Origin of the sequence: Bradyrhizobium sp. CCBAU 53415 (genome assembly GCF_028128735.1) — a bacterium.
In the GTDB taxonomy this organism is placed as follows: domain Bacteria; phylum Pseudomonadota; class Alphaproteobacteria; order Rhizobiales; family Xanthobacteraceae; genus Bradyrhizobium.
Genome location: NZ_LBJF01000027.1, coordinates 1528714 through 1548913 on the forward strand (window position 1 = coordinate 1528714; position 20200 = coordinate 1548913).

Genomic DNA, 20200 nt, shown 5'->3' on the forward strand with positions numbered 1-20200 from the left:
GCCGGAGGCGGCCATTGGTCAGCCCGGAAGAGGGCCCATCAGCGAATCTCCGACCCAGCCGCGCTCGTCACCGCCACCGGCTTGCCGGCCTTGATCACATGCGTCGATTGGGCCGTCTGATTGTAGTCGGCATTGGTGCGGGCTGCGATTCCGAAGCCGGCCACCATGATGCCGGCCACCAGCGCCACCACCACGATCTTCAGGTGGGTCGCACGATCGGCAGAGTGGATTGAGTGGTTCATCTGAGCCTCCCGACGGGCTTTGCCGCCGTCTATGGGCTGTTGTCTTAAGGACCATCTGTTTCCGGATGGTTTCGCGGGTTCCGCAAAATGGTTTCATCTCCCCGCCCGGCGGATTTCGTCCGGGGACGGAAGCGGCCGGCCTGAGGCGGTCCCCGGTCGAAGTCGATCCGGATTGTGCGACGGCCCGGACGAACAGCGCGGCGCGGCGCCGAGGCCGTCGATCAGGACAGCGAACAGATCAGCCGCGCGTTCGCAATCGGTTGTCGCGCAAGCTCATGCAAAATCTGTAAATCCGAATACGGCCGCGAGAAGCTGATCTCGCTGCAACAGCGGAAACGTTGGAACGCTTCCAAGAGTCTTTCTAAGAAGCCTTCAATTAGGGAAATCGCGCGCCCTCACATAAGCGTCACCTTCAAGCGCATGCCGTTCCGGGACGGGCGGCATGATGCATCGATACATGCAGCTTTGGGGTGCGCGTTGAACAGTCTTGGAATGCTGCGGTCGGCGGTGTTGGCGACCGCATCCGCTTGGGTCTTGATGCCGCAGGCATCGCTCGCACAATCTTCCGCGCAGAGTGGCGCGCAGAACCTGCCGTCGGTGACCGTCACCGCGCCGGAAGCTCGGCGCCGCGCGGCCGCGACCCCTCGGCGCCGTGCGCCTGGATCGTCCGTGCAGACCGCCAACAGGAATAGACCGCAGCCGCAGCGCAACGTCGGCTTCGTCGAGACGCCGCTCGGTCCGGTGAACGGCTATGTCGCCGGCCGCAGTTCCTCGGGCACCAAGACCAACACGCCGATCATGGAGACGCCGCAGGCCGTGTCGGTGATCGGTGCCGAGCAGATACGCGACCAGAAGCCGAACAAGCTCGACGAGGTGCTGCGCTACACGGCCGGCGTGCGCGCCGGAACGTTTGGCACAGATACCCGCAACGACTGGTGGTTGATCCGCGGCTTCAAGTCCGAGGACATCGGACTGTTCCTCGACGGCATGCAACTGTTCTACACGTCCTATGCGAGCTGGAAGCTGCAGCCGTTCAACATGGAGCGCGTCGAGGTGCTGCGCGGTCCCTCGGCCGTGCTTTACGGCGGATCGAGCCCGAGCGGTATCGTCAACGTCATCAGCAAGATGCCGCCGGCCGAGCCGATCCGCTACATCGAGACCGGGGTCAACAATTTCGGCAATGCCTATGTCGGCTTCGATTTCGGCGGACCGGTCGCGACGAGCCCGGAGAACGGCAAGCTGTTCGCCCGCGTGGTCGGCCAGGTCCAGAACGGCCCCACGCAGGTCAACTTCACGCCGGACAACAACTATTTCATCGCGCCGTCGGTCACCTGGAAGCCCGATGCCGACACGACCTTGACAGTGCTGGCCTCGGCCTCGAAGCAGGACACTCGCGGCATCAACTTCCTGCCTTATCAGGGCACGGTGACCAGCGCGCCCTTCGGCAAGATCCCGACCAGCTTCTTCGTCGGCGATCCCAGCGTCGACAAGTTCACGCGCGAGCAAGAGATGCTCGGCTACCAGTTCGAGCGCAATCTCACCGACGACCTGACGTTCCGTCAGAACGCCCGCTTTGCACATGTCGACATCACCTACCGCGGTTATGTTGGCAACGGTTGGGCCGACATCAACACGGCCACTCTCAATCGGTACAATTGGTATGCGAAGAATACTGCCAATCAGGCCAATCTCGACAACCAGCTTGAGTACCGCTTCGACACCGGCCCGGTGAGGCACACGATGCTCTTCGGGGTCGACCTGAGGGGTTACCAGATCGACGACTATCAGGCCTTCGGGGGCGGCGTGCCTGCGATCAACGTCTTCAATCCCGTCTATGGATCAGCCGAGGTTCCATTACCGAGCGCTCCGTTCCGGAACTTCCTGATCACGCAGAAGCAGGCGGGCACGTATCTTCAGGACCAGATGAAGCTCGGCAACTTCACGCTGGTGCTGAGTGGCCGCAATGATTGGGTCGAGACGACGCAGGAAGCGCGCGACACCGGCGCTCTGGTCGCCAGCCGCGACGACAGCAGGTTCAGCGGCCGCGCCGGGCTGATCTACAATTTCGACAATGGCATCGCGCCCTACATCTCCTATTCGACAAGCTACAATCCGATCATTGGCCTCAACGCCCAGAACCAGCTGTTTCTGCCGGAGATCGGCAAGCAGGCCGAAATCGGCGTGAAGGTTGCGCCAAAAGGCTTCGACGGCTATTTCACGGTCTCGGCTTTCGATCTGGTCCGGCAGAATGTCGTGACGACATTGCCGGGCAGCGTGCCCGTGCTGCAAAACCAGACCGGCGAGGTGACCTCGCGCGGCATCGAGCTCGAAGCGGTGGCCAATGCCACAAGGGAGCTGAAGCTGATTGGCTCCTTCACGGCCTATCATCTCTTCAACAGCAAGGACCTCGATCCGGCGCTGGTCGGCAAGACGCCGACCAACACGCCTGAACTCCTGGTCTCGGGCTGGGCCGACTACACATTCAAGGACGGGCCGCTCGCAGGGTTCGGCTTCGGCGGCGGCGTACGCTACATCGGCGCGTCCTGGGCCGACCAGGCCAATACCCTCGAAGTTCCCGCAGTAGTGCTCGGCGATCTCGCGGTCCACTATGAATGGCAGAACTGGCGCACGGCGCTCAACGTAATCAACGTGACAGATAAGATGTACGTCGCGAGCTGCGCGACGGCCACGTCCTGCTTCTACGGCGACCGCCGGCGCGTGACCGCCAGCGTCTCCTACAAATGGTAAGCGCAGGCGAGGGGAGGCGGTCGTGAAGGCGCGCACGGTCAGGCTCTGGTCCGTGGTCCACACCTGGACCAGCCTGGTCTCGTCCGTGTTCCTGCTGCTGCTCTGCCTGACCGGCCTGCCGCTGGTCTTCCATCACGAGATCGATGAGCTCCTGGGCTATGCCCCCCAGCCCGAAGCTCATGCGAGCGCGGCGCGCGCGACGCCACAAGCCGTCGCCGACGCCGCGCTCGCCGCCGATCCCGGCCGGGTCATGCAATATATCTCCTGGGACAGGGACGAGCCCGGGATCGTGACGGCCTTCACCAACGACGCGCGTGACGGGTTGCCCGACAATGCGACGGTGCGGGCCTTCGACGCGGTCTCGGCAAAACTGCTCGGGCCGGTCGGCGTCGGGCCGATGCTGATCGTGCTCAAGCTGCACACCGACATGTTCGCTGGCCAGGCCGGAAAATTGTTTCTCGGTGCGATGGGTCTGCTCTTTGCCGTCGCCATCGTCTCGGGCGTGGTGCTGTATTGGCCGTTCACGCGCCGCCTGCGCTTTGCCACCATCCGCGATCATGCGTCCCGTCGCGTGCGCTGGCTCGACTGGCACAATCTGATCGGGGTGGTCACGGTGGCCTGGGCGCTGGTGGCCGGACTGACCGGCGTCGTCAACACCTGGGCCGAGCTGATGCTGAACCAGTGGAAGACGACGGAGCTTGCCAGCATGGTCGCGCCCTATGTCGGCAAGCCGCCGCCCGTGCACCTGGCCTCGCTCGACGATGTGGTCGTGCGCGCGAAGAGGGCGGCACCCGGCATGGACGTCGCCTTCATCGCATTCCCGGGCACGCCATTCACCTCCTCGCATCACTTTGCCGCCTTCATGCGCGGTGACACGGCGCTGACGGCGCGGCTGCTCAAGCCCGTCCTCCTCGATGGCGAAAGCGGGGAGGTGGCCGACAGCCGGGCATTGCCGCTCTATCTCCAGGCCCTGTTGATCTCGCAGCCGCTGCATTTCGGCGACTACGGCGGCATGCCGCTCAAGGTGATCTGGGCCGCGCTCGACGTGCTCACGATCGTCGTGATCGGCAGCGGCCTCTATCTCTGGCTGGCGCGGTGGCGGAAGCGGACCTCCGCCCGCGCCGACGCATTCGCCAGACGAGCCCCGGTCCCGTCGTGATGCATGGCTCGCCCGACCGCTCGCGGCTGTGGATACGTGTCTTTGCCGCACCTATCCTGCTCTCGGCTGCGACCATCACCGGCTTGCTGGCCGCGTTGCTCTGGGGCAAGGCCGGCCAATATGTCGCCTGGGTGACGGTGGGAGCGCCTGTCCTGGTCGTAATCTGGACTTTGCTGCGCCTCAGCCTAGATAAAGTGCGGCTTCCCAACAGCGGACGTCACGGCCGAGCGCGCCTGGACTGATCGGGAGCGCCCTTGCTGGGTCAGCTGATCTGCTCCATACCAGCGCGGGGCGATTCCGGGATTTCCACCGTTCTGGGAGCGGCAAAGGGCCTGAAAAGAGCGTGTCTTGCGCCCATTGGTGCACTGCGCTAAGGCTCAGAATAATTCCAAATCGGACGAATCCGTGGCTGTCCCGAGGCTGCGGGAAAAAGGGCTCGTCAATGAGCGGCATTCTTCAGAACTATCTACCACTCGTCGTCTTTATAGGGGTAGCGGGCCTCATTGGCCTGGTGCTGCTGATTGCGCCCTTCATCGTGGCGTTTCAGCAGCCGGACCCGGAAAAGCTGTCGGCGTATGAGTGCGGTTTCAACGCCTTCGACGACGCCCGCATGAAGTTCGACGTCCGCTTCTATCTGGTCGCCATCCTCTTCATCATCTTCGACCTCGAAGTGGCGTTCCTGTTTCCCTGGGCGGTGGCGTTCGGCAAGCTTGGCGCGACCGGCTTCTGGTCCATGGTGGTGTTCCTCGCCGTGCTGACGGTCGGGTTCGCCTATGAGTGGAAGAAGGGAGCACTGGAATGGGATTGAACCCTGCACCGTCCGCCGGCCCGGTTGTCGCGCCGGCCCCCAAGGGCATCCTTGATCCGTCGACCGGCAAGCCGGTCGGGTCCAATGATCCGTTCTTCCTCGAGGTCAATTCGGAGCTGTCCGACAAGGGCTTCTTCGTGGCCGCGACCGACGATCTCATCACCTGGGCGCGCACCGGCTCCCTGATGTGGATGACCTTCGGTCTCGCCTGCTGCGCGGTCGAGATGATGCAGGTGTCGATGCCGCGCTACGACGTCGAACGCTTCGGCTTCGCGCCGCGTGCCTCGCCGCGCCAGTCCGACGTGATGATCGTCGCGGGAACCCTGACCAACAAGATGGCCCCGGCGCTGCGCAAGGTCTACGACCAGATGCCCGAGCCGCGCTACGTCATCTCGATGGGCTCCTGCGCCAATGGCGGCGGCTACTACCACTATTCCTACTCGGTCGTGCGCGGCTGCGACCGCATCGTGCCGATCGACATCTACGTGCCGGGCTGTCCGCCCACGGCGGAAGCGCTGCTCTATGGCGTGCTGCTGCTGCAGAAGAAGATCCGGCGCACCGGCACCATCGAACGCTAAGGTTTTACGTCATGGACGACGCCAAGCTCGACGCACTGGGGCAGACGATCGTTAGCGCGCTTCCGGGCGCCGCCACCGGTCATTCGGTGGCCTTCAACCAGCTCACGGTTGATGTCGAGGCCGTCAAGATCGTCGAGGTGGTCAAGTACCTCCGCGATGACCCGAATTGCCGTTTCGTCAACATCACCGACATCACGGCGGTGGACTATCCCGATCGTGAGAAGCGTTTCGACGTGATCTATCACTTCCTGTCGCCGACGCTGAACACGCGGATCCGGCTCCGGGCCCAGGCGGATGAGACCACGCAGGTGCCATCGCTGATCGACGTATTCCCGGGCGCAGACTGGTTCGAGCGCGAAGCCTACGACCTCTATGGCGTGTTCTTCGTCGGTCATCCCGACATGCGCCGCCTCCTTACCGACTACGGCTTCGAGGGCCATCCGCTGCGCAAGGACTTCCCGACGACCGGTTTCGTCGAGGTCCGCTACGACGACCAGGAGAAGCGCGTGGTGTATGAGCCTGTCCGGCTCAACCAGGAATTCCGCAAGTTCGATTTCTTGTCGCCGTGGGAGGGTGCGGACTATCCGCTGCCTGGCGACGAAAAGGCGGGGCCGAAGGTCTGATCATGAATGAACAACCTGAGAACCTCAGAAACTTCACCATCAATTTCGGCCCGCAGCATCCGGCTGCGCACGGCGTGTTGCGGCTGGTGCTGGAGCTCGACGGTGAAGTCGTCGAGCGCGTCGATCCGCATATCGGCCTGCTTCATCGCGGCACCGAGAAGCTGATCGAGCAGAAGACCTATCTGCAGGCGATCCCTTATTTCGACCGGCTCGACTACGTCGCGCCGATGAACCAGGAGCACGCCTTTTGCCTCGCGGCCGAAAGACTGCTCGGCATCGAGGTGCCGCGCCGTGGCCAGCTGATCCGCGTGCTCTATTGCGAGATCGGCCGCATCCTGTCGCATCTGCTCAACGTCACCACGCAGGCGATGGACGTCGGCGCGCTGACCCCGCCGCTGTGGGGCTTCGAAGAGCGCGAGAAGCTGATGGTGTTCTACGAGCGCGCCTCGGGCAGCCGCATGCACGCAGCCTTCTTCCGCGTCGGCGGCGTGCATCAGGACCTGCCGCAGAAGCTGGTCGACGACATCGAAGCCTGGTGCGATCCGTTCCTGAAAGTGGTGGACGACCTCGACCGCCTGCTTACCGCCAACCGCATCTTCAAGCAGCGCAACGTCGACATCGGCGTGGTGCCGCTCAAGGAAGCCTGGGAGTGGGGCTTCTCCGGCGTGATGGTACGCGGCTCGGGCGCGGCCTGGGACCTGCGCAAGTCGCAGCCCTATGAGTGCTACGCCGAGATGGATTTCGACATTCCGATCGGCAAGAACGGCGACTGCTACGACCGCTACCTGATCCGCATGGAAGAGATGCGCCAGTCCGTGCGCATCATGAAGCAGTGCATCGAGAAGCTGAACGCGCCTGACGGGAAGGGGCCCGTCGTCGTCGCCGACAACAAGGTGGCGCCGCCGCGCCGTGGCGAGATGAAGCGCTCGATGGAAGCGCTGATCCACCACTTCAAGCTCTACACCGAAGGCGTTCACGTGCCGGCCGGCGAAGTCTACGCCGCGGTCGAAGCGCCCAAGGGCGAGTTCGGCGTCTATCTCGTCTCCGACGGCACCAACAAGCCCTACAAGTGCAAGATCCGCGCGCCGGGCTTTGCCCATCTGCAGGCCATGGATCACATCTGTCGCGGCCATCTGCTCGCCGACGTTTCGGCGATCCTCGGCTCGCTCGACATCGTGTTCGGAGAGGTCGATCGGTGATGGCGCAGGCGCCAATCCAGTTTGACCGCGCCTCGGGGGCCCTTGAAGGGGCCAGCCTGTGGGAGCGGACGGCTGCCTTGGCGCTGGTGACGGGATCGAAGATTTCGTCCCACTTCTCGCACATGGGTTACATCGCCTGCGCCAATTTGCTGCGCAGGACGCTGCCGGAGCGCAACATCGCGATCAGGCTCAATCCCGACGCCGTGTTCGAATTCCCCTACGGCGACGGCTATTGGAGCAAGCTGCTCAACCGCTCCTACAACTACGAGGACGAACTCGAGCTGCTGTTCGCCGACTCCATCGACGTCGACTACACGTTGCTCGATTGCGGCGCCAATTACGGCTACTGGTCGGTGCTGGTGTCGAGCAAGCCGTTCGGCGCGCACAAGGCGATCGCAATCGAGCCGTCGGGGCAGAACTATACGAAACTCGCCAACAATGCGCGGGTCAACGGTGGCCGCTTCGAGACCTTGAAGTGCGCCATCGGCGCAGCCCGCGGCACTGCGCGGCTGTCCGGCACCAAGCACGAGGCCTTCAGCATTGCCGGCGATTCGTCGGTGGGCGGTGAGGACGTGCCGGTCATTGCGCTCGACGATCTGATCGACGACGGCAAGGTCGCCAGCACCGGGAAATATCTGATCAAGCTCGATGTCGAGGGCGTCGAGATCGAGGCGATCAAGGGTGGCGTCCGGCTGCTGCAGGCGGACAGCGTCATCATGTGCGAGGAGCACGGCAGCGACCGCTCTCATGCCGTGTCGCGCTTCATCCTCGAGCAGACCCCGCTGAAGCTGATCGTGTTCGATCCGCGCAGCAACCGGATGGAGACCGTGACCGAGCTGTCGATCCTCGACCGCATCAAGGTCTCGACCCACGTCGGCTACAACGTTTTCGGCACCGCAAGCGCATTCTGGCAGGACAGGATCGAAGCCATGAATGCCAAGAACTTGAATGCGAAGTCCGCGCGCCGCATGCAGTGAGAGATTAGAGATGTCCGTTCGCCGATTAGCACCGAAGGAAGTCCAGCCCGCGAGCTTTGCGTTCACGGAGGAGAACCTCGCATTCGCCAGGCAGCAGATCGCGAAATATCCGGCCGGCCGCCAGGCCTCGGCCGTCATCGCCATCCTCTGGCGGGCGCAGGAGCAGAACGAGGGCTGGGTGTCGGAAGCCGCGATCCGCGTCATCGCCGACATGCTCGACATGCCCTATATCCGCGTGCTGGAGGTCGCGACCTTCTACACGATGTTCCAGCTCGCGCCGGTCGGCAAGAAGGCCCATGTCCAGGTCTGCGGCACCACGCCGTGCCGCCTGCGCGGCGCCGAGGATCTGATCCACGTCTGCGAGCACCGCATCCATCATGAGCCGTTCCATCTGTCCAAGGACGGCAATTTCAGCTGGGAAGAGGTGGAGTGCCTGGGCGCCTGCGTGAACGCGCCGATGGTGCTGATCGGCAAGGACACTTACGAGGACCTGACCAAGGAAAGCTTCGGCAAGGTGCTCGACGGCTTCGCCTCGGGCAATCCGCCCAAGCCGGGTCCCCAGAACGGCCGCCAGTTCTCGGCGCCGATATCAGGGCCGACCACGCTGAAGGAGATCACCTGATGCGTGATCTTTCGTCGCCGGCACGAGAGGGAAGCGGTGCCATGAAGAAGTGGGGCTTCATCGCGATGCATGCCGCCGTGGCGGCTGCCTTCATCTTTCTCCTGCAACGCTTCAGCCTGAATGCGTCGCTGGAATCCAGTCTGCTCTGGGCGCTGACGTTTGGTATCTGCGCCGCCGGACTTGCCTACAAGCAGTCCAATCGTTGATCGGAAAGCACTGACATGCTCGAGGACAAGGACCGCATCTTCAAGAACCTCTACGGCCTCCACGACTGGGGGCTGGAGGGCGCGCGGCGCCGCGGCGCCTGGGACGGCACCAAGACCATCATCGACAAGGGGCGCGACTGGATCATCAACGAGATGAAGGCGTCGGGCCTGCGCGGGCGCGGCGGCGCCGGCTTCCCGACCGGTCTGAAATGGTCCTTCATGCCGAAGGAATCGACCGACGGCAGGCCGAGCTATCTCGTCGTCAACGCCGACGAATCCGAGCCCGGCACCTGCAAGGACCGCGAGATCATGCGGCATGATCCGCATCTCCTGATCGAGGGTTGCCTGATCGCCAGCTGCGCGATGAACGCGCACGCCTGTTACATCTATGTCCGCGGCGAGTTCATCCGCGAGCGCGAGCACCTCCAGGCCGCGATCGACCAGGCCTATGAGGCCAAGCTGGTCGGCAAGGACAACGTCAATGGCTGGCCGTTCGACATCTACGTCGCCCACGGCGCCGGCGCCTATATCTGCGGCGAGGAGACCGCGCTGCTCGAAAGCCTCGAGGGCAAGAAGGGCCAGCCGCGGCTGAAGCCGCCGTTCCCGGCGAACGTTGGTCTGTTCGGCTGCCCGACCACCGTCAACAACGTCGAGTCGATCGCCGTTGCTCCCGACATCCTGCGTCGCGGCGCGGCCTGGTTCGCCGGCATCGGCCGTCCGAACAATGTCGGCACCAAGCTGTTCTGCATCTCCGGCCATGTCGAGCGGCCCTGCAACGTCGAAGAGGCCATGGGCATTCCGTTCCGTGAGCTGATCGAAAAGCATTGCGGCGGCATCCGCGGCGGCTGGGACAACCTCAAGGCCGTGATCCCCGGCGGCTCGTCGGTGCGCATGGTGCCGGCCGAGCAGATCATCGACACGCCGATGGATTTCGACAGCTTGAGCAAGCTGCGCTCGGGTCTCGGCACCGCGGCGGTGATCGTGATGGACAAGTCGACCGATCTGATCCGCGCCATCGCCCGCATCTCCTATTTCTACAAGCACGAGAGCTGCGGCCAGTGCACGCCGTGCCGCGAGGGCACAGGCTGGATGTGGCGGGTCTTGACCCGCATGGCCGAGGGCCGCGCCCACAAGCGCGAGATCGACATGCTGCTCGAGGTGACGAAGCAGGTCGAAGGCCACACCATCTGCGCGCTCGGCGACGCGGCGGCCTGGCCGATCCAGGGCCTGATCGCGCATTTCCGTCACGAGATCGAAGCGCGCATCGACCAGTATTCGCACAAGGCCGATATCGACGATATCGGCGTCCGCGATCCCGTGAACATGGTCGCGGCGGAGTAAGAGACATGACCAAGCTCATCATCGACGGCAAAGAGATCGATGTCCCCGCCGAATACACGCTGCTTCAGGCATGCGAGGCGGCCGGCGCCGAGATTCCGCGCTTCTGCTATCACGAGCGGCTGTCGATCGCCGGCAATTGCCGGATGTGCCTCGTCGAGGTGAAGGGCGGACCGAAGCCGGTCGCGAGCTGCGCCTGGGGTGTGCGCGACTGCCGTCCGGGCCCCAAGGGCGAGCCGCCGGAAATCTCCACGCGTTCGCCGATGGTGAAGAAGGCACGCGAAGGCGTGATGGAGTTCCTTCTCATCAACCATCCGCTGGACTGCCCGATCTGCGACCAGGGCGGCGAGTGCGACCTCCAGGACCAGGCGATGGGCTATGGTGTCGACACCAGCCGCTTCGCCGAGAACAAGCGCGCGGTCGAGGACAAATATCTCGGCGCGCTGGTCAAGACCTCGATGAACCGCTGCATCCAGTGCACGCGCTGCGTCCGCTTCTCGGCGGAAGTTGCCGGCGCGCCCGAGATGGGCGCCACCGGCCGCGGCGAGGACATGGAGATCACGACCTATCTCGAGCACGCGCTGACGTCGGAGTTGCAGGGCAACCTTGTCGACATCTGCCCGGTCGGCGCGCTGACCTCGAAGCCCTATGCGTTCGCGGCACGCCCGTGGGAGCTCGGCAAGACCCAGTCGATCGACGTCATGGACGGCCTGGGATCGGCGATCCGCGTCGATACGCGCGGCCGTGAGGTGATGCGTATTCTGCCGCGCATCAACGAGGCCGTGAACGAGGAGTGGATCTCCGACAAGACCCGTCACGTCGTCGACGGGCTGCGCACCCAGCGGCTCGACCGGCCCTATATCCGCGAGGCCGGCAAGCTGCGCGCGGCAAGCTGGCCCGAGGCCTTTGCTGCGATTGCCGCCAAGGCGGCGCGCACCGACGGCAAGCGCATCGGCGCGATCGCCGGCGACCTTGCCGGTGTCGAGGAGATGTTCGCGCTGAAGGATCTGCTCGCCAGGCACGGCTCGAGCAATCTGGCGGTGCAGGGGGGCGACGCCTTCGATCCCGCGCTCGGCCGCGGCTCCTACCTCTTCAACCCGACGCTCGCTGGCGTCGAGCAGGCCGACGCGCTGCTCATCATCGGCGCCAATCCGCGGAAGGAGGCGGCCGTGTTCAACGCCCGCGTCCGCAAGCGCTGGCGTGCCGGCGGCTTCAAGGTCGGCGTGATCGGCGCCAAGGCCGATCTGACCTACGACTACGATCATCTCGGCGCAGGCACCGAGACGCTCGGTGAACTCGCGGCCGGCAAGCACTCCTTCATGGACGTGCTGAAGAACGCCAAGCATCCGATCATCATGGTCGGCGCGGGCGCGGCTGCTCGCCACGACGGCGCCGCCATCCTCGCGGCCGCTGCCAAGCTCGCGCTCGATGTCGGCGCGGTGAAGGACGGCTGGAACGGCTTTGCCGTGCTGCACGAGACCGCCTCGCGCGTCGGTGCGCTCGATATCGGCTTCACGGCGGGGCAGGGTGGCCTGAACGCGGCGCAGATGACGACGTTCGGCACGCTCGACCTGTTGTTCCTGCTCGGGGCCGATGAGATCAAGGCGCCCGACGGCACCTTCGTCGTCTATATCGGCACCCACGGCGACCGCGGCGCGCACCGCGCCGACGTGATCCTGCCGGCCGCGGCCTACACCGAGAAGTCCGCGATCTATGTCAACACCGAAGGCCGCGTGCAGATGACGGGCCGCGCCGCGTTCCCACCGGGCGAAGCCCGCGAGGACTGGGCGATCGTCCGCGCATTGTCGGAGGCGCTCGGCAAGAAGCTCGGCTACGACTCGCTGGCCGCGCTGCGCCAGGCGGTCTTCAAGGCGGTGCCGCATCTGATCCGTCTCGACCAGATCGAGGCCGGCTCGGCCGACCAGATCAAGAAGCTGGCGGGGAAGGGCGGCTCGCCGGAGAAGGCGCCGTTCAAGCCGCTGGTCGAGGATTTCTACCTGACCAACCCAATCGCGCGTGCGTCCGCCGTGATGGCGGAATGTTCGCGCCTCGCCTCCGGGCACATGCTGACCGCAGCGGAGTGAGCGTGATCTGATGGAATTCTTCGAAAGCGCATTCTGGACCGGATTTCTCTGGCCGCTGATCATCATGGTCGCCGAGAGCGTCCTGGTGCTCGTCGTGCTCCTGGTCGCGATCGCCTACATCCTGCTTGCCGACCGCAAGATCTGGGCGGCGGTGCAGATCCGGCGCGGCCCGAACGTGGTCGGCCCCTGGGGCCTGCTGCAGTCCTTCGCGGACCTTTTGAAGTTCGTGCTGAAGGAGCCGATCATTCCGGCCGGCGCCAACAAGGGCGTGTTCCTGCTGGCGCCGCTGGTGTCCTGCGTGCTCGCGCTCGCCGCCTGGGCGGTGATCCCGACCAATCTCGGCTGGGTGATCGCCGACATCAATGTCGGCATTCTCTTCATCTTCGCGATCTCGTCGCTGTCGATCTATGGCATCATCATGGCCGGCTGGTCGTCGAATTCCAAGTACCCGTTCCTGGCCGCGCTGCGCTCGGCGGCGCAGATGGTGTCCTATGAAGTCTCGATCGGCTTCGTCATCATCACGGTGCTGCTCTGCGCCGGCACGCTGAACCTCTCGGCGGTGGTCGAGGCCCAGCATGCGCGCGGTCTCGCCAGCCTGATCGGGCTGCCGCAGCTCACGATCCTGAACTGGTACGTCTGGCCGCTGTTCCCGATGTTCGTGGTGTTCTACGTCTCGGCGCTGGCGGAGACCAACCGTCCGCCCTTCGACCTGGTCGAGGCGGAATCCGAGCTGGTCGCCGGATTCATGGTCGAATACGGCTCGACGCCATACCTGCTGTTCATGCTCGGCGAGTATGTCGCGATCGTCACGATGTGCGCGCTGGCGACCATCCTGTTCCTCGGGGGCTGGCTGCCGCCGGTGGATCTGCCGCCCTTCAACTGGGTGCCGGGGATCATCTGGTTCTCGCTGAAACTCTTCTTCATGTTCTTCCTGTTCGCGATGGCGAAGGCGATCGTGCCCCGCTACCGCTACGATCAACTGATGCGCCTCGGTTGGAAGGTGTTCCTGCCGCTGTCGCTGGCGATGGTGATCGTGGTGGCCGGCGTGCTGCATTTCGCCGGCATCGCGCCGAAGTGAGGGCCGCCATGGGTATCAACGTCAACGCCACTGCACGCTCGCTCCTGCTGTCGGAATTCGTCTCGGCATTCTTCCTCGCCATGCGCTATTTCTTCCAGCCGAAGCCGACGCTGAACTATCCGTTCGAGAAGGGCCCGATCTCGCCGCGCTTCCGCGGCGAGCACGCGCTGCGCCGCTATCCGAACGGCGAAGAGCGCTGCATCGCCTGCAAGCTGTGCGAAGCGGTCTGCCCGGCGCAGGCCATCACGATCGAGGCCGGCCCGCGCCGCAACGACGGCACCCGCCGCACCGTGCGCTACGACATCGACATGGTGAAGTGCATCTATTGCGGCCTCTGCCAGGAAGCCTGTCCGGTCGATGCCATCGTCGAAGGCCCGAACTTCGAGTTCGCGACCGAGACCCGTGAGGAACTGTTCTATGACAAGGCCAAGCTGCTCGCCAACGGCGATCGCTGGGAACGCGAGATCGCGAAAGCGATCGAGCTCGACGCGCCGTACCGGTGAGGTGAGGGCATGATCCTTCCCGCGCTGTTCTTCTATCTCTTCGCCGGTATCTGCGTCGCCTCGGCCGTGATGGTGATTGTCTCGCGCAATCCCGTGCACTCCGTGCTGTACCTGATCCTGGCCTTCGTCAACGCCTCCGGCCTGTTCGTGCTGATGGGTGCCGAGTTCCTCGGCATGATGCTGATCGTCGTCTATGTCGGCGCGGTCGCGGTGCTGTTCCTGTTCGTGATCATGATGCTCGACGTCGATTTCCTCGAGCTGCGCGAGGGCTTCATCGAGTACCTGCCGGTCGGCCTCGTGATCGGCGGCATCTTCCTGTTCGAGCTGCTGCTCACCGTCGGCTTCTGGGTCATCAATCCCGGCGTGTCCAAGACGATCACGGCGGCGATCCCGACCAACGTCTCGAACACCGAGGCGCTCGGCCTCGTGCTCTATACGAAGTACATCCACTACTTCCAGCTCTCAGGCATGGTGCTGCTGGTCGCCATGATCGGCGCCATCGTGCTGACGCTCCGCCACAAGGCGAGCGTGAAGCGGCAGGACATCAACGTTCAGAACGCACGCACGCCCGAGATGGCGATGGCGATGCGCAAGGTGGCGCCGGGGCAGGGGCTCTCGGACGCCGATGCGGCGGAGTGGGTGAAATGACGATCGGGCTCGGACATTATCTGGCGGTCGGCGCGATCCTGTTCACGCTCGGCATCCTCGGCATCTTCCTGAACCGCAAGAACATCATCGTCATCCTGATGTCGATCGAGCTGATCCTGCTCTCGGTCAACATCAACCTCGTGGCGTTCTCGACCTTCCTCGGCGACATCGTCGGCCAGGTCTTCGCGCTGTTGGTGCTCACCGTCGCGGCCGCCGAAGCCGCGATCGGTCTCGCCATCCTGGTGGTCTATTTCCGCAACCGCGGCTCGATCGCGGTTGAGGACGTCAATCTGATGAAGGGCTGAGCTCGGTCATGGTTCAGGCGATTGTCTTTCTGCCTCTGCTGGGCGCCATCCTCGCCGGCCTGATTGCGCTGGCCGGTGCGCATGCCCGCAACCCCTCGGGCGACGAGGTCGAGCATCACGGCGACCACGGCCATGGTGCGCATGCGCATGCGTCCGATACGATCAACGAGGATGCGTCCGTCATCCACGTGACCCATCACGAGCCCGGCGATGGGCACGACGATCACGCTCACGGCCCGGCCGAGCCGCCCGCGGCAGGCTCGCGCGCGGCGGAGCTGATCACCACGGCGCTGCTGTTCGTCTCGGCCGCGCTGTCCTGGATGACGCTGGTCGATGTCGGCTTCATGCACCATGACGCCCGCATCCAGCTTCTGCCCTGGATCTTCTCCGGCGACCTCCAGGTCTGGTGGACGCTGCGCGTCGACACGCTCACCGCCGTGATGCTGGTGGTTGTCACGACCGTATCCTCGCTCGTGCACCTCTATTCCATCGGCTACATGGACGAGGATCCGAACCGGCCGCGTTTCTTCGGCTATCTCAGCTTGTTCACCTTCGCCATGCTGATGCTGGTGACCGCGGACAACCTCGTGCAGCTGTTCTTCGGCTGGGAGGGCGTGGGTCTCGCCAGCTATCTGCTGATCGGCTTCTGGTACCAGAAGCCGTCGGCGAACGCCGCCGCCATCAAGGCCTTCGTGGTCAACCGCGTCGGCGATTTCGGCTTCGCGCTCGGTATCTTCGCGATCTTCATGCTTGTCGGTTCGACCGATTTCGAGACGATCTTCCATGCCGCGCCCGGCCTCACCGGCAAGACCATCAACTTCCTCGGCTGGCACGCCGACGCGCTGACCCTGACCTGTCTCCTCTTGTTCATGGGCGCGATGGGCAAGTCGGCGCAGTTCCTGCTGCACACCTGGCTGCCCGACGCGATGGAAGGCCCGACCCCGGTCTCGGCGCTGATCCATGCCGCGACCATGGTCACCGCCGGCGTCTTCATGGTGGCGCGCCTGTCGCCGCTGTTCGAGCTCGCCCCGGACGCGCAGGCCGTGGTGATGTTCTTCGGCGCGACCACCGCGTTCTTCGCGGCCACGATCGGTCTCGTCCAGAACGACATCAAGCGCATCGTCGCGTACTCGACCTGTTCGCAGCTCGGCTACATGTTCGTGGCGATGGGAGCAGGGGCCTATTCGGTCGGCATGTTCCACCTGTTCACGCACGCCTTCTTCAAGGCGCTGCTGTTCCTAGGCTCCGGCTCGGTGATCTACGCGATGCACCACGAGCAGGACATCCGCAACATGGGCGGCCTCTGGAAGAAGATCCCGTACACCTATGCGGTGATGGTGGTCGGCACGCTGGCGCTCACCGGCTTCCCGCTCACCGCCGGCTATTTCTCCAAGGACGCGATCATCGAGTCCGCCTACGCCTCGCACAATCCATTCGCGATGTACGGCTTCCTGATGACGGTCGTCGCCGCCGGCCTCACCTCGTTCTACTCCTGGCGCCTGATCTTCAAGACCTTCCACGGCGAGCCGCATGACGAGCATCACTACGAAGCCGCGCATGAGGCCCCGCTCTGGATCCTGATCCCGATCGGCGTGCTCGCGGTCGGCTCGTTCGTCGCAGGCCTCCCGTTCAAGGAGCTGTTCGCCGGTCACGGTGTCGAGGAGTTCTTCCGCGAGTCCGTGAAGATGAACCCGCACATCATCGAGGAGATGCACCACATCCCCGAGACCATCGCCTTCCTGCCGACGGTCATGATGGTGCTGGGCTTCCTGGTGTCGTACCTGTTCTACATCCGCCGGCCCTATCTGCCGGTCGAGCTCGCGAAGACGCAGCCGATGCTGTACCAGTTCCTGCTCAACAAATGGTACTTCGACGAGCTCTACGACGTCATCTTCGTCCGTCCGGCGAAGTGGATCGGCTATCAGCTCTGGAAGAAGGGCGACGGCTTCATCATCGACGGCTTCGGCCCCGACGGCGTCTCGGCCCGCGTGCTGGACGTCACCCGCAATGTCGTGAAGATCCAGACCGGCTATCTCTATCACTACGCGTTCGCCATGCTGATCGGCGCCGCCGGCCTGATCACCTGGTTCATGTTCGGCTTTGGAGGCCAGTAAATGACAACCTGGCCCATTCTCTCGGTCACGACGTTCCTGCCGCTGGTCGGCGCGCTGATGGTCTATCTCAGCCGCGGCGATGACGAGGCGGCGCGGCGCAATTCGCGCTGGATCGCGCTCTGGACCACGCTGATCACCTTCGCTGTGTCGGTGATCCTGGTCATGCGCTTCGACCCGTCCAACCCCGACTTCCAGTTCGTCGAGAAGGCGAACTGGCTTGCCACCGGCATCACCTACCACATGGGCGTCGACGGCATCTCGCTGCCGCTCGTGATCCTCACCACCGCCGTGATGCCGTTCTGCATCATCGCGAGCTGGAAGGCGATCACCAGCCGCGTCCGCGAATACATGATGGCGTTCCTGATCCTGGAAACGCTGATGATCGGCACCTTCTCGGCGCTCGATCTCGTGCTGTTCTATCTGTTCTTCGAGGGCGGCCTGATCCCGATGTTCCTGATCATCGGCGTCTGGGGCGGCCCGCGGCGGGTCTATGCGTCGTTCAAGTTCTTCCTCTACACGCTGCTCGGCTCGGTCCTGATGCTGCTCGCCATCATGGCGCTGTACTGGAACGGCGGCACCACCGACATCCCGACCCTGATGCACACCGCCGTACCCCGCTCGTTGCAGACCTGGGCGTGGCTCGCCTTCTTCGCCTCGTTTGCGGTGAAGATGCCGATGTGGCCGGTGCATACCTGGCTGCCCGACGCGCATGTCGAGGCGCCGACGGCAGGCTCGGTGGTCCTGGCCGCGATCCTCCTGAAGATGGGCGGCTACGGCTTCCTGCGCTTCTCGCTGCCGATGTTCCCGCTGGCCTCGCACGACTTCGCGCCGCTGATCTTCACGCTCTCGGCCATCGCCATCATCTACACCTCGCTGGTGGCCTTGATGCAGGAGGACATGAAGAAGCTGATCGCGTACTCGTCAGTGGCGCATATGGGCTTCGTCACCATGGGCATCTTCGCCGGCACCATGCAGGGCGTCGCCGGCGGCGTGTTCCAGATGATCTCGCACGGCATCGTCTCCGGCGCGCTGTTCCTCTGCGTCGGCGTCGTCTACGACCGCCTGCACACCCGCGAGATCGCGGCCTATGGCGGCCTCGTCAACCGGATGCCACTCTACGCGATGACATTCATGGTCTTCACCATGGCCAATGTGGGCCTGCCCGGAACGAGCGGCTTCGTCGGCGAGTTCATGACGCTGCTCGGCACCTTCAAGGTCTCGATCCCGACCGCGTTCTTTGCCAGCTTCGGCGTGATCCTGTCGGCGGCCTATGCGCTGTGGCTCTACCGCAAGGTCGTGTTCGGCGCGCTGGTCAAGCCGTCGCTGGCGAGCATGAAGGATCTCACCTTGCGGGAGTGCGTGATCCTGTTCCCGATGATCGCGCTGACGATCCTGTTCGGCGTCTATCCGAAGCCGGTGCTCGACATGTCGGCCGCGTCGGTCCAGCAACTCGTCAACAACTACAACACCGCTGTGACGGCCGTGAAGGCCGCCGCACTGCTCCAGTGATCGGGCAGGTCAGGATATCGCCATGAGCTTTGAGACTGCAGGTTATCAACTGGCGCCGGTGCTGCCCGAACTCGTGCTCGCGGTGGGCGCAATGGCGCTTCTGATGCTGGGAGCCTATCGCGGGCAGGGGACGACCAGGACGGTTACGTTGCTGGCGGTGGTGCTCCTGATCGTGGTCGGTGCGCTCGTCTACATGCAGCCCGCGGGCAGGCAGGCGACCTTCGGCGGCAGCTTCATCGTCGACGACTTCGCCCGCTTCATGAAGATCCTGGCCCTGATCGGCTCGGCGGTGACGCTGATCCTGTCGACCGAGTTCCTGTCCGACCCGTCGCGCCGCATCTTCGAATATTCGATCCTGGTGCTGCTCTCGACGCTCGGCATGATGGTGCTGATCTCCGCCGGTGACCTGATCTCGCTCTATCTCGGCCTCGAACTGATGTCGCTGGCGCTCTACGTCGTGGCGGCCTCGAACCGCGACAATGCCAAGTCGACCGAAGCCGGCCTGAAGTATTTCGTGCTTGGCGCGCTGTCCTCGGGCATGCTGCTCTACGGCGCCTCGCTGGTCTACGGCTTCACCGGCACGGTCAGCTTCACCGGGATCGCCGCGGCGGCCACGGTTGCGAATGTCGGCCTGGTCTTCGGCCTCGTCTTCCTGCTTGCCGGCCTCTGCTTCAAGGTCTCGGCCGTGCCGTTCCACATGTGGACGCCCGACGTCTATGAGGGCGCCCCGACCCCGGTCACGGCCTTCTTCGCCTCGGCGCCGAAGGTGGCCGCGCTCGCCGTTTTCACCCGCGTGACGCTGACCGCATTCCCCGGCATCCTTTCGCAATGGCAGCAGATCCTCGTGTTCGTGTCGATCGCTTCGATGGCGCTCGGCTCCTTCGCCGCGATCGGCCAGACCAATATCAAGCGGCTGATGGCCTATTCGTCGATCGGCCACATGGGCTTCGCGCTGGTCGGCCTTGCCTCCGGCACGGTCGAGGGCGCGCAGGGCGTGCTGATGTACATCGTGATCTATGTCGCGATGACGCTCGGCTCGTTCTCGATCATCCTCGCCATGAAGCGCAACGGCCAGGCCGTTGAGCAGATCAGCGATTTCGCCGGACTGTCGCGGACCAATCCGCTGCTCGCCTTCATGTTCGCGATGCTGCTGTTCTCGCTCGCCGGCATTCCGCCGCTGGCCGGCTTCTTCGCCAAATGGTACGTCTTCGTCGCCGCGATCAAGGCGAACCTGTTCACGCTCGCGGTCATCGGCGTGCTGACCAGCGTGGTCGGCGCCTATTACTACCTCGCCATCGTCAAGACGATGTACTTCGACGAGCCGGCCGGCCAGGTCGATCCGGTGCGCATCGAAGTGCGGGCGGTGCTGGCGGTCGCAGGCCTGTTCAACATCCTGTTCGCGCTGTTCGCAGGCCCGGTGGTGAGCGTCGCCTCCGCCGCGGCAAAGTCGCTGTTCTAG

Annotated in this window: 20 protein-coding genes; 19 read left to right on the plus strand and 1 reads right to left on the minus strand. The window is 64.2% G+C overall.

Annotated features, from left to right (window positions below; translation table 11 throughout):
- Nucleotides 1–38: 38 nt before the first annotated feature.
- On the minus strand, nt 39–242 hold the full coding sequence (locus tag XH87_RS35390) for a hypothetical protein (protein ID WP_271590765.1): 204 nt from the start codon (nt 240–242) through the stop codon (nt 39–41).
- Between the two features lie 492 nt (nt 243–734).
- Between XH87_RS35390 and XH87_RS35395 the strand changes: the two genes are divergently transcribed.
- The 19 genes from XH87_RS35395 (at nt 735) to nuoN (ending at nt 20200) form a co-directional block, all read left to right on the plus strand.
- Nucleotides 735–2990 carry a TonB-dependent siderophore receptor gene (locus XH87_RS35395; RefSeq protein WP_271590940.1) on the plus strand — a complete coding sequence of 752 codons (2256 nt, stop codon included), beginning with the start codon at nt 735–737 and terminating at the stop codon, nt 2988–2990.
- A 22-nt stretch (nt 2991–3012) separates the two neighbouring features.
- Nucleotides 3013–4149 (plus strand): PepSY-associated TM helix domain-containing protein, encoded by a 1137-nt coding sequence (locus XH87_RS35400; RefSeq protein ID WP_271590766.1) that lies wholly within the window; start codon nt 3013–3015, stop codon nt 4147–4149.
- Entirely contained in the window at nt 4146–4391 is a 246-nt protein-coding gene (locus tag XH87_RS35405; protein WP_157460952.1) for a hypothetical protein, read from the plus strand. The genes XH87_RS35400 and XH87_RS35405 overlap by 4 nt, the downstream gene beginning before the upstream one ends.
- A 200-nt stretch (nt 4392–4591) precedes the next feature.
- Nucleotides 4592–4957 (plus strand): NADH-quinone oxidoreductase subunit A, encoded by a 366-nt coding sequence (locus XH87_RS35410; RefSeq protein WP_008136158.1) that lies wholly within the window; start codon nt 4592–4594, stop codon nt 4955–4957.
- Nucleotides 4954–5535: a NuoB/complex I 20 kDa subunit family protein gene (locus XH87_RS35415; RefSeq protein ID WP_442868339.1), complete on the plus strand. Its 582-nt coding sequence runs from the start codon at nt 4954–4956 to the stop codon at nt 5533–5535. The genes XH87_RS35410 and XH87_RS35415 overlap by 4 nt, the downstream gene beginning before the upstream one ends.
- 11 nt (nt 5536–5546) lie before the next feature.
- Complete coding sequence (locus XH87_RS35420) at nt 5547–6158, plus strand: NADH-quinone oxidoreductase subunit C (protein WP_158669240.1); 612 nt, start codon at nt 5547–5549, stop codon at nt 6156–6158.
- Between the two features lie 2 nt (nt 6159–6160).
- Nucleotides 6161–7357, plus strand: coding sequence for an NADH-quinone oxidoreductase subunit D (locus tag XH87_RS35425; RefSeq protein ID WP_035704004.1), 1197 nt, complete (start codon nt 6161–6163; stop codon nt 7355–7357).
- Nucleotides 7357–8334 carry an FkbM family methyltransferase gene (locus XH87_RS35430; protein ID WP_271590768.1) on the plus strand — a complete coding sequence of 326 codons (978 nt, stop codon included), beginning with the start codon at nt 7357–7359 and terminating at the stop codon, nt 8332–8334. The genes XH87_RS35425 and XH87_RS35430 overlap by 1 nt, the downstream gene beginning before the upstream one ends.
- Nucleotides 8335–8344: 10 nt before the next feature.
- Nucleotides 8345–8956, plus strand: a complete 612-nt coding sequence (nuoE, locus tag XH87_RS35435) for an NADH-quinone oxidoreductase subunit NuoE (RefSeq protein WP_035704001.1) — start codon at nt 8345–8347, stop codon at nt 8954–8956.
- The gene (locus XH87_RS35440; protein WP_081492416.1) at nt 8956–9162 is read left to right on the plus strand and encodes a hypothetical protein; all 207 of its coding nucleotides are present in this window, start codon (nt 8956–8958) and stop codon (nt 9160–9162) included. The genes nuoE and XH87_RS35440 overlap by 1 nt, the downstream gene beginning before the upstream one ends.
- A 15-nt stretch (nt 9163–9177) precedes the next feature.
- Entirely contained in the window at nt 9178–10503 is a 1326-nt protein-coding gene (gene nuoF, locus XH87_RS35445) for an NADH-quinone oxidoreductase subunit NuoF (RefSeq protein WP_035703995.1), read from the plus strand.
- A gap of 5 nt (nt 10504–10508) precedes the next feature.
- On the plus strand, nt 10509–12584 hold the full coding sequence (gene nuoG / locus XH87_RS35450; protein ID WP_271590769.1) for an NADH-quinone oxidoreductase subunit NuoG: 2076 nt from the start codon (nt 10509–10511) through the stop codon (nt 12582–12584).
- Between the two features lie 10 nt (nt 12585–12594).
- Nucleotides 12595–13662 carry an NADH-quinone oxidoreductase subunit NuoH gene (gene nuoH / locus XH87_RS35455; protein WP_085973683.1) on the plus strand — a complete coding sequence of 356 codons (1068 nt, stop codon included), beginning with the start codon at nt 12595–12597 and terminating at the stop codon, nt 13660–13662.
- Nucleotides 13663–13670: 8 nt separating this feature from the next.
- Nucleotides 13671–14165, plus strand: coding sequence for an NADH-quinone oxidoreductase subunit NuoI (gene nuoI / locus XH87_RS35460; protein ID WP_191093171.1), 495 nt, complete (start codon nt 13671–13673; stop codon nt 14163–14165).
- 9 nt (nt 14166–14174) lie between these two features.
- Entirely contained in the window at nt 14175–14813 is a 639-nt protein-coding gene (locus XH87_RS35465; protein WP_271590770.1) for an NADH-quinone oxidoreductase subunit J, read from the plus strand.
- Nucleotides 14810–15118: an NADH-quinone oxidoreductase subunit NuoK gene (nuoK, locus tag XH87_RS35470; RefSeq protein WP_008547737.1), complete on the plus strand. Its 309-nt coding sequence runs from the start codon at nt 14810–14812 to the stop codon at nt 15116–15118. The genes XH87_RS35465 and nuoK overlap by 4 nt, the downstream gene beginning before the upstream one ends.
- 8 nt (nt 15119–15126) lie before the next feature.
- A complete protein-coding gene (gene nuoL / locus XH87_RS35475) occupies nt 15127–17232 on the plus strand; it encodes an NADH-quinone oxidoreductase subunit L (protein ID WP_271590771.1) in 2106 nt (701 codons plus the stop codon).
- A complete protein-coding gene (locus XH87_RS35480; protein ID WP_271590772.1) occupies nt 17233–18741 on the plus strand; it encodes an NADH-quinone oxidoreductase subunit M in 1509 nt (502 codons plus the stop codon).
- A 22-nt stretch (nt 18742–18763) separates the two neighbouring features.
- Complete coding sequence (nuoN, locus tag XH87_RS35485) at nt 18764–20200, plus strand: NADH-quinone oxidoreductase subunit NuoN (protein ID WP_271590773.1); 1437 nt, start codon at nt 18764–18766, stop codon at nt 20198–20200.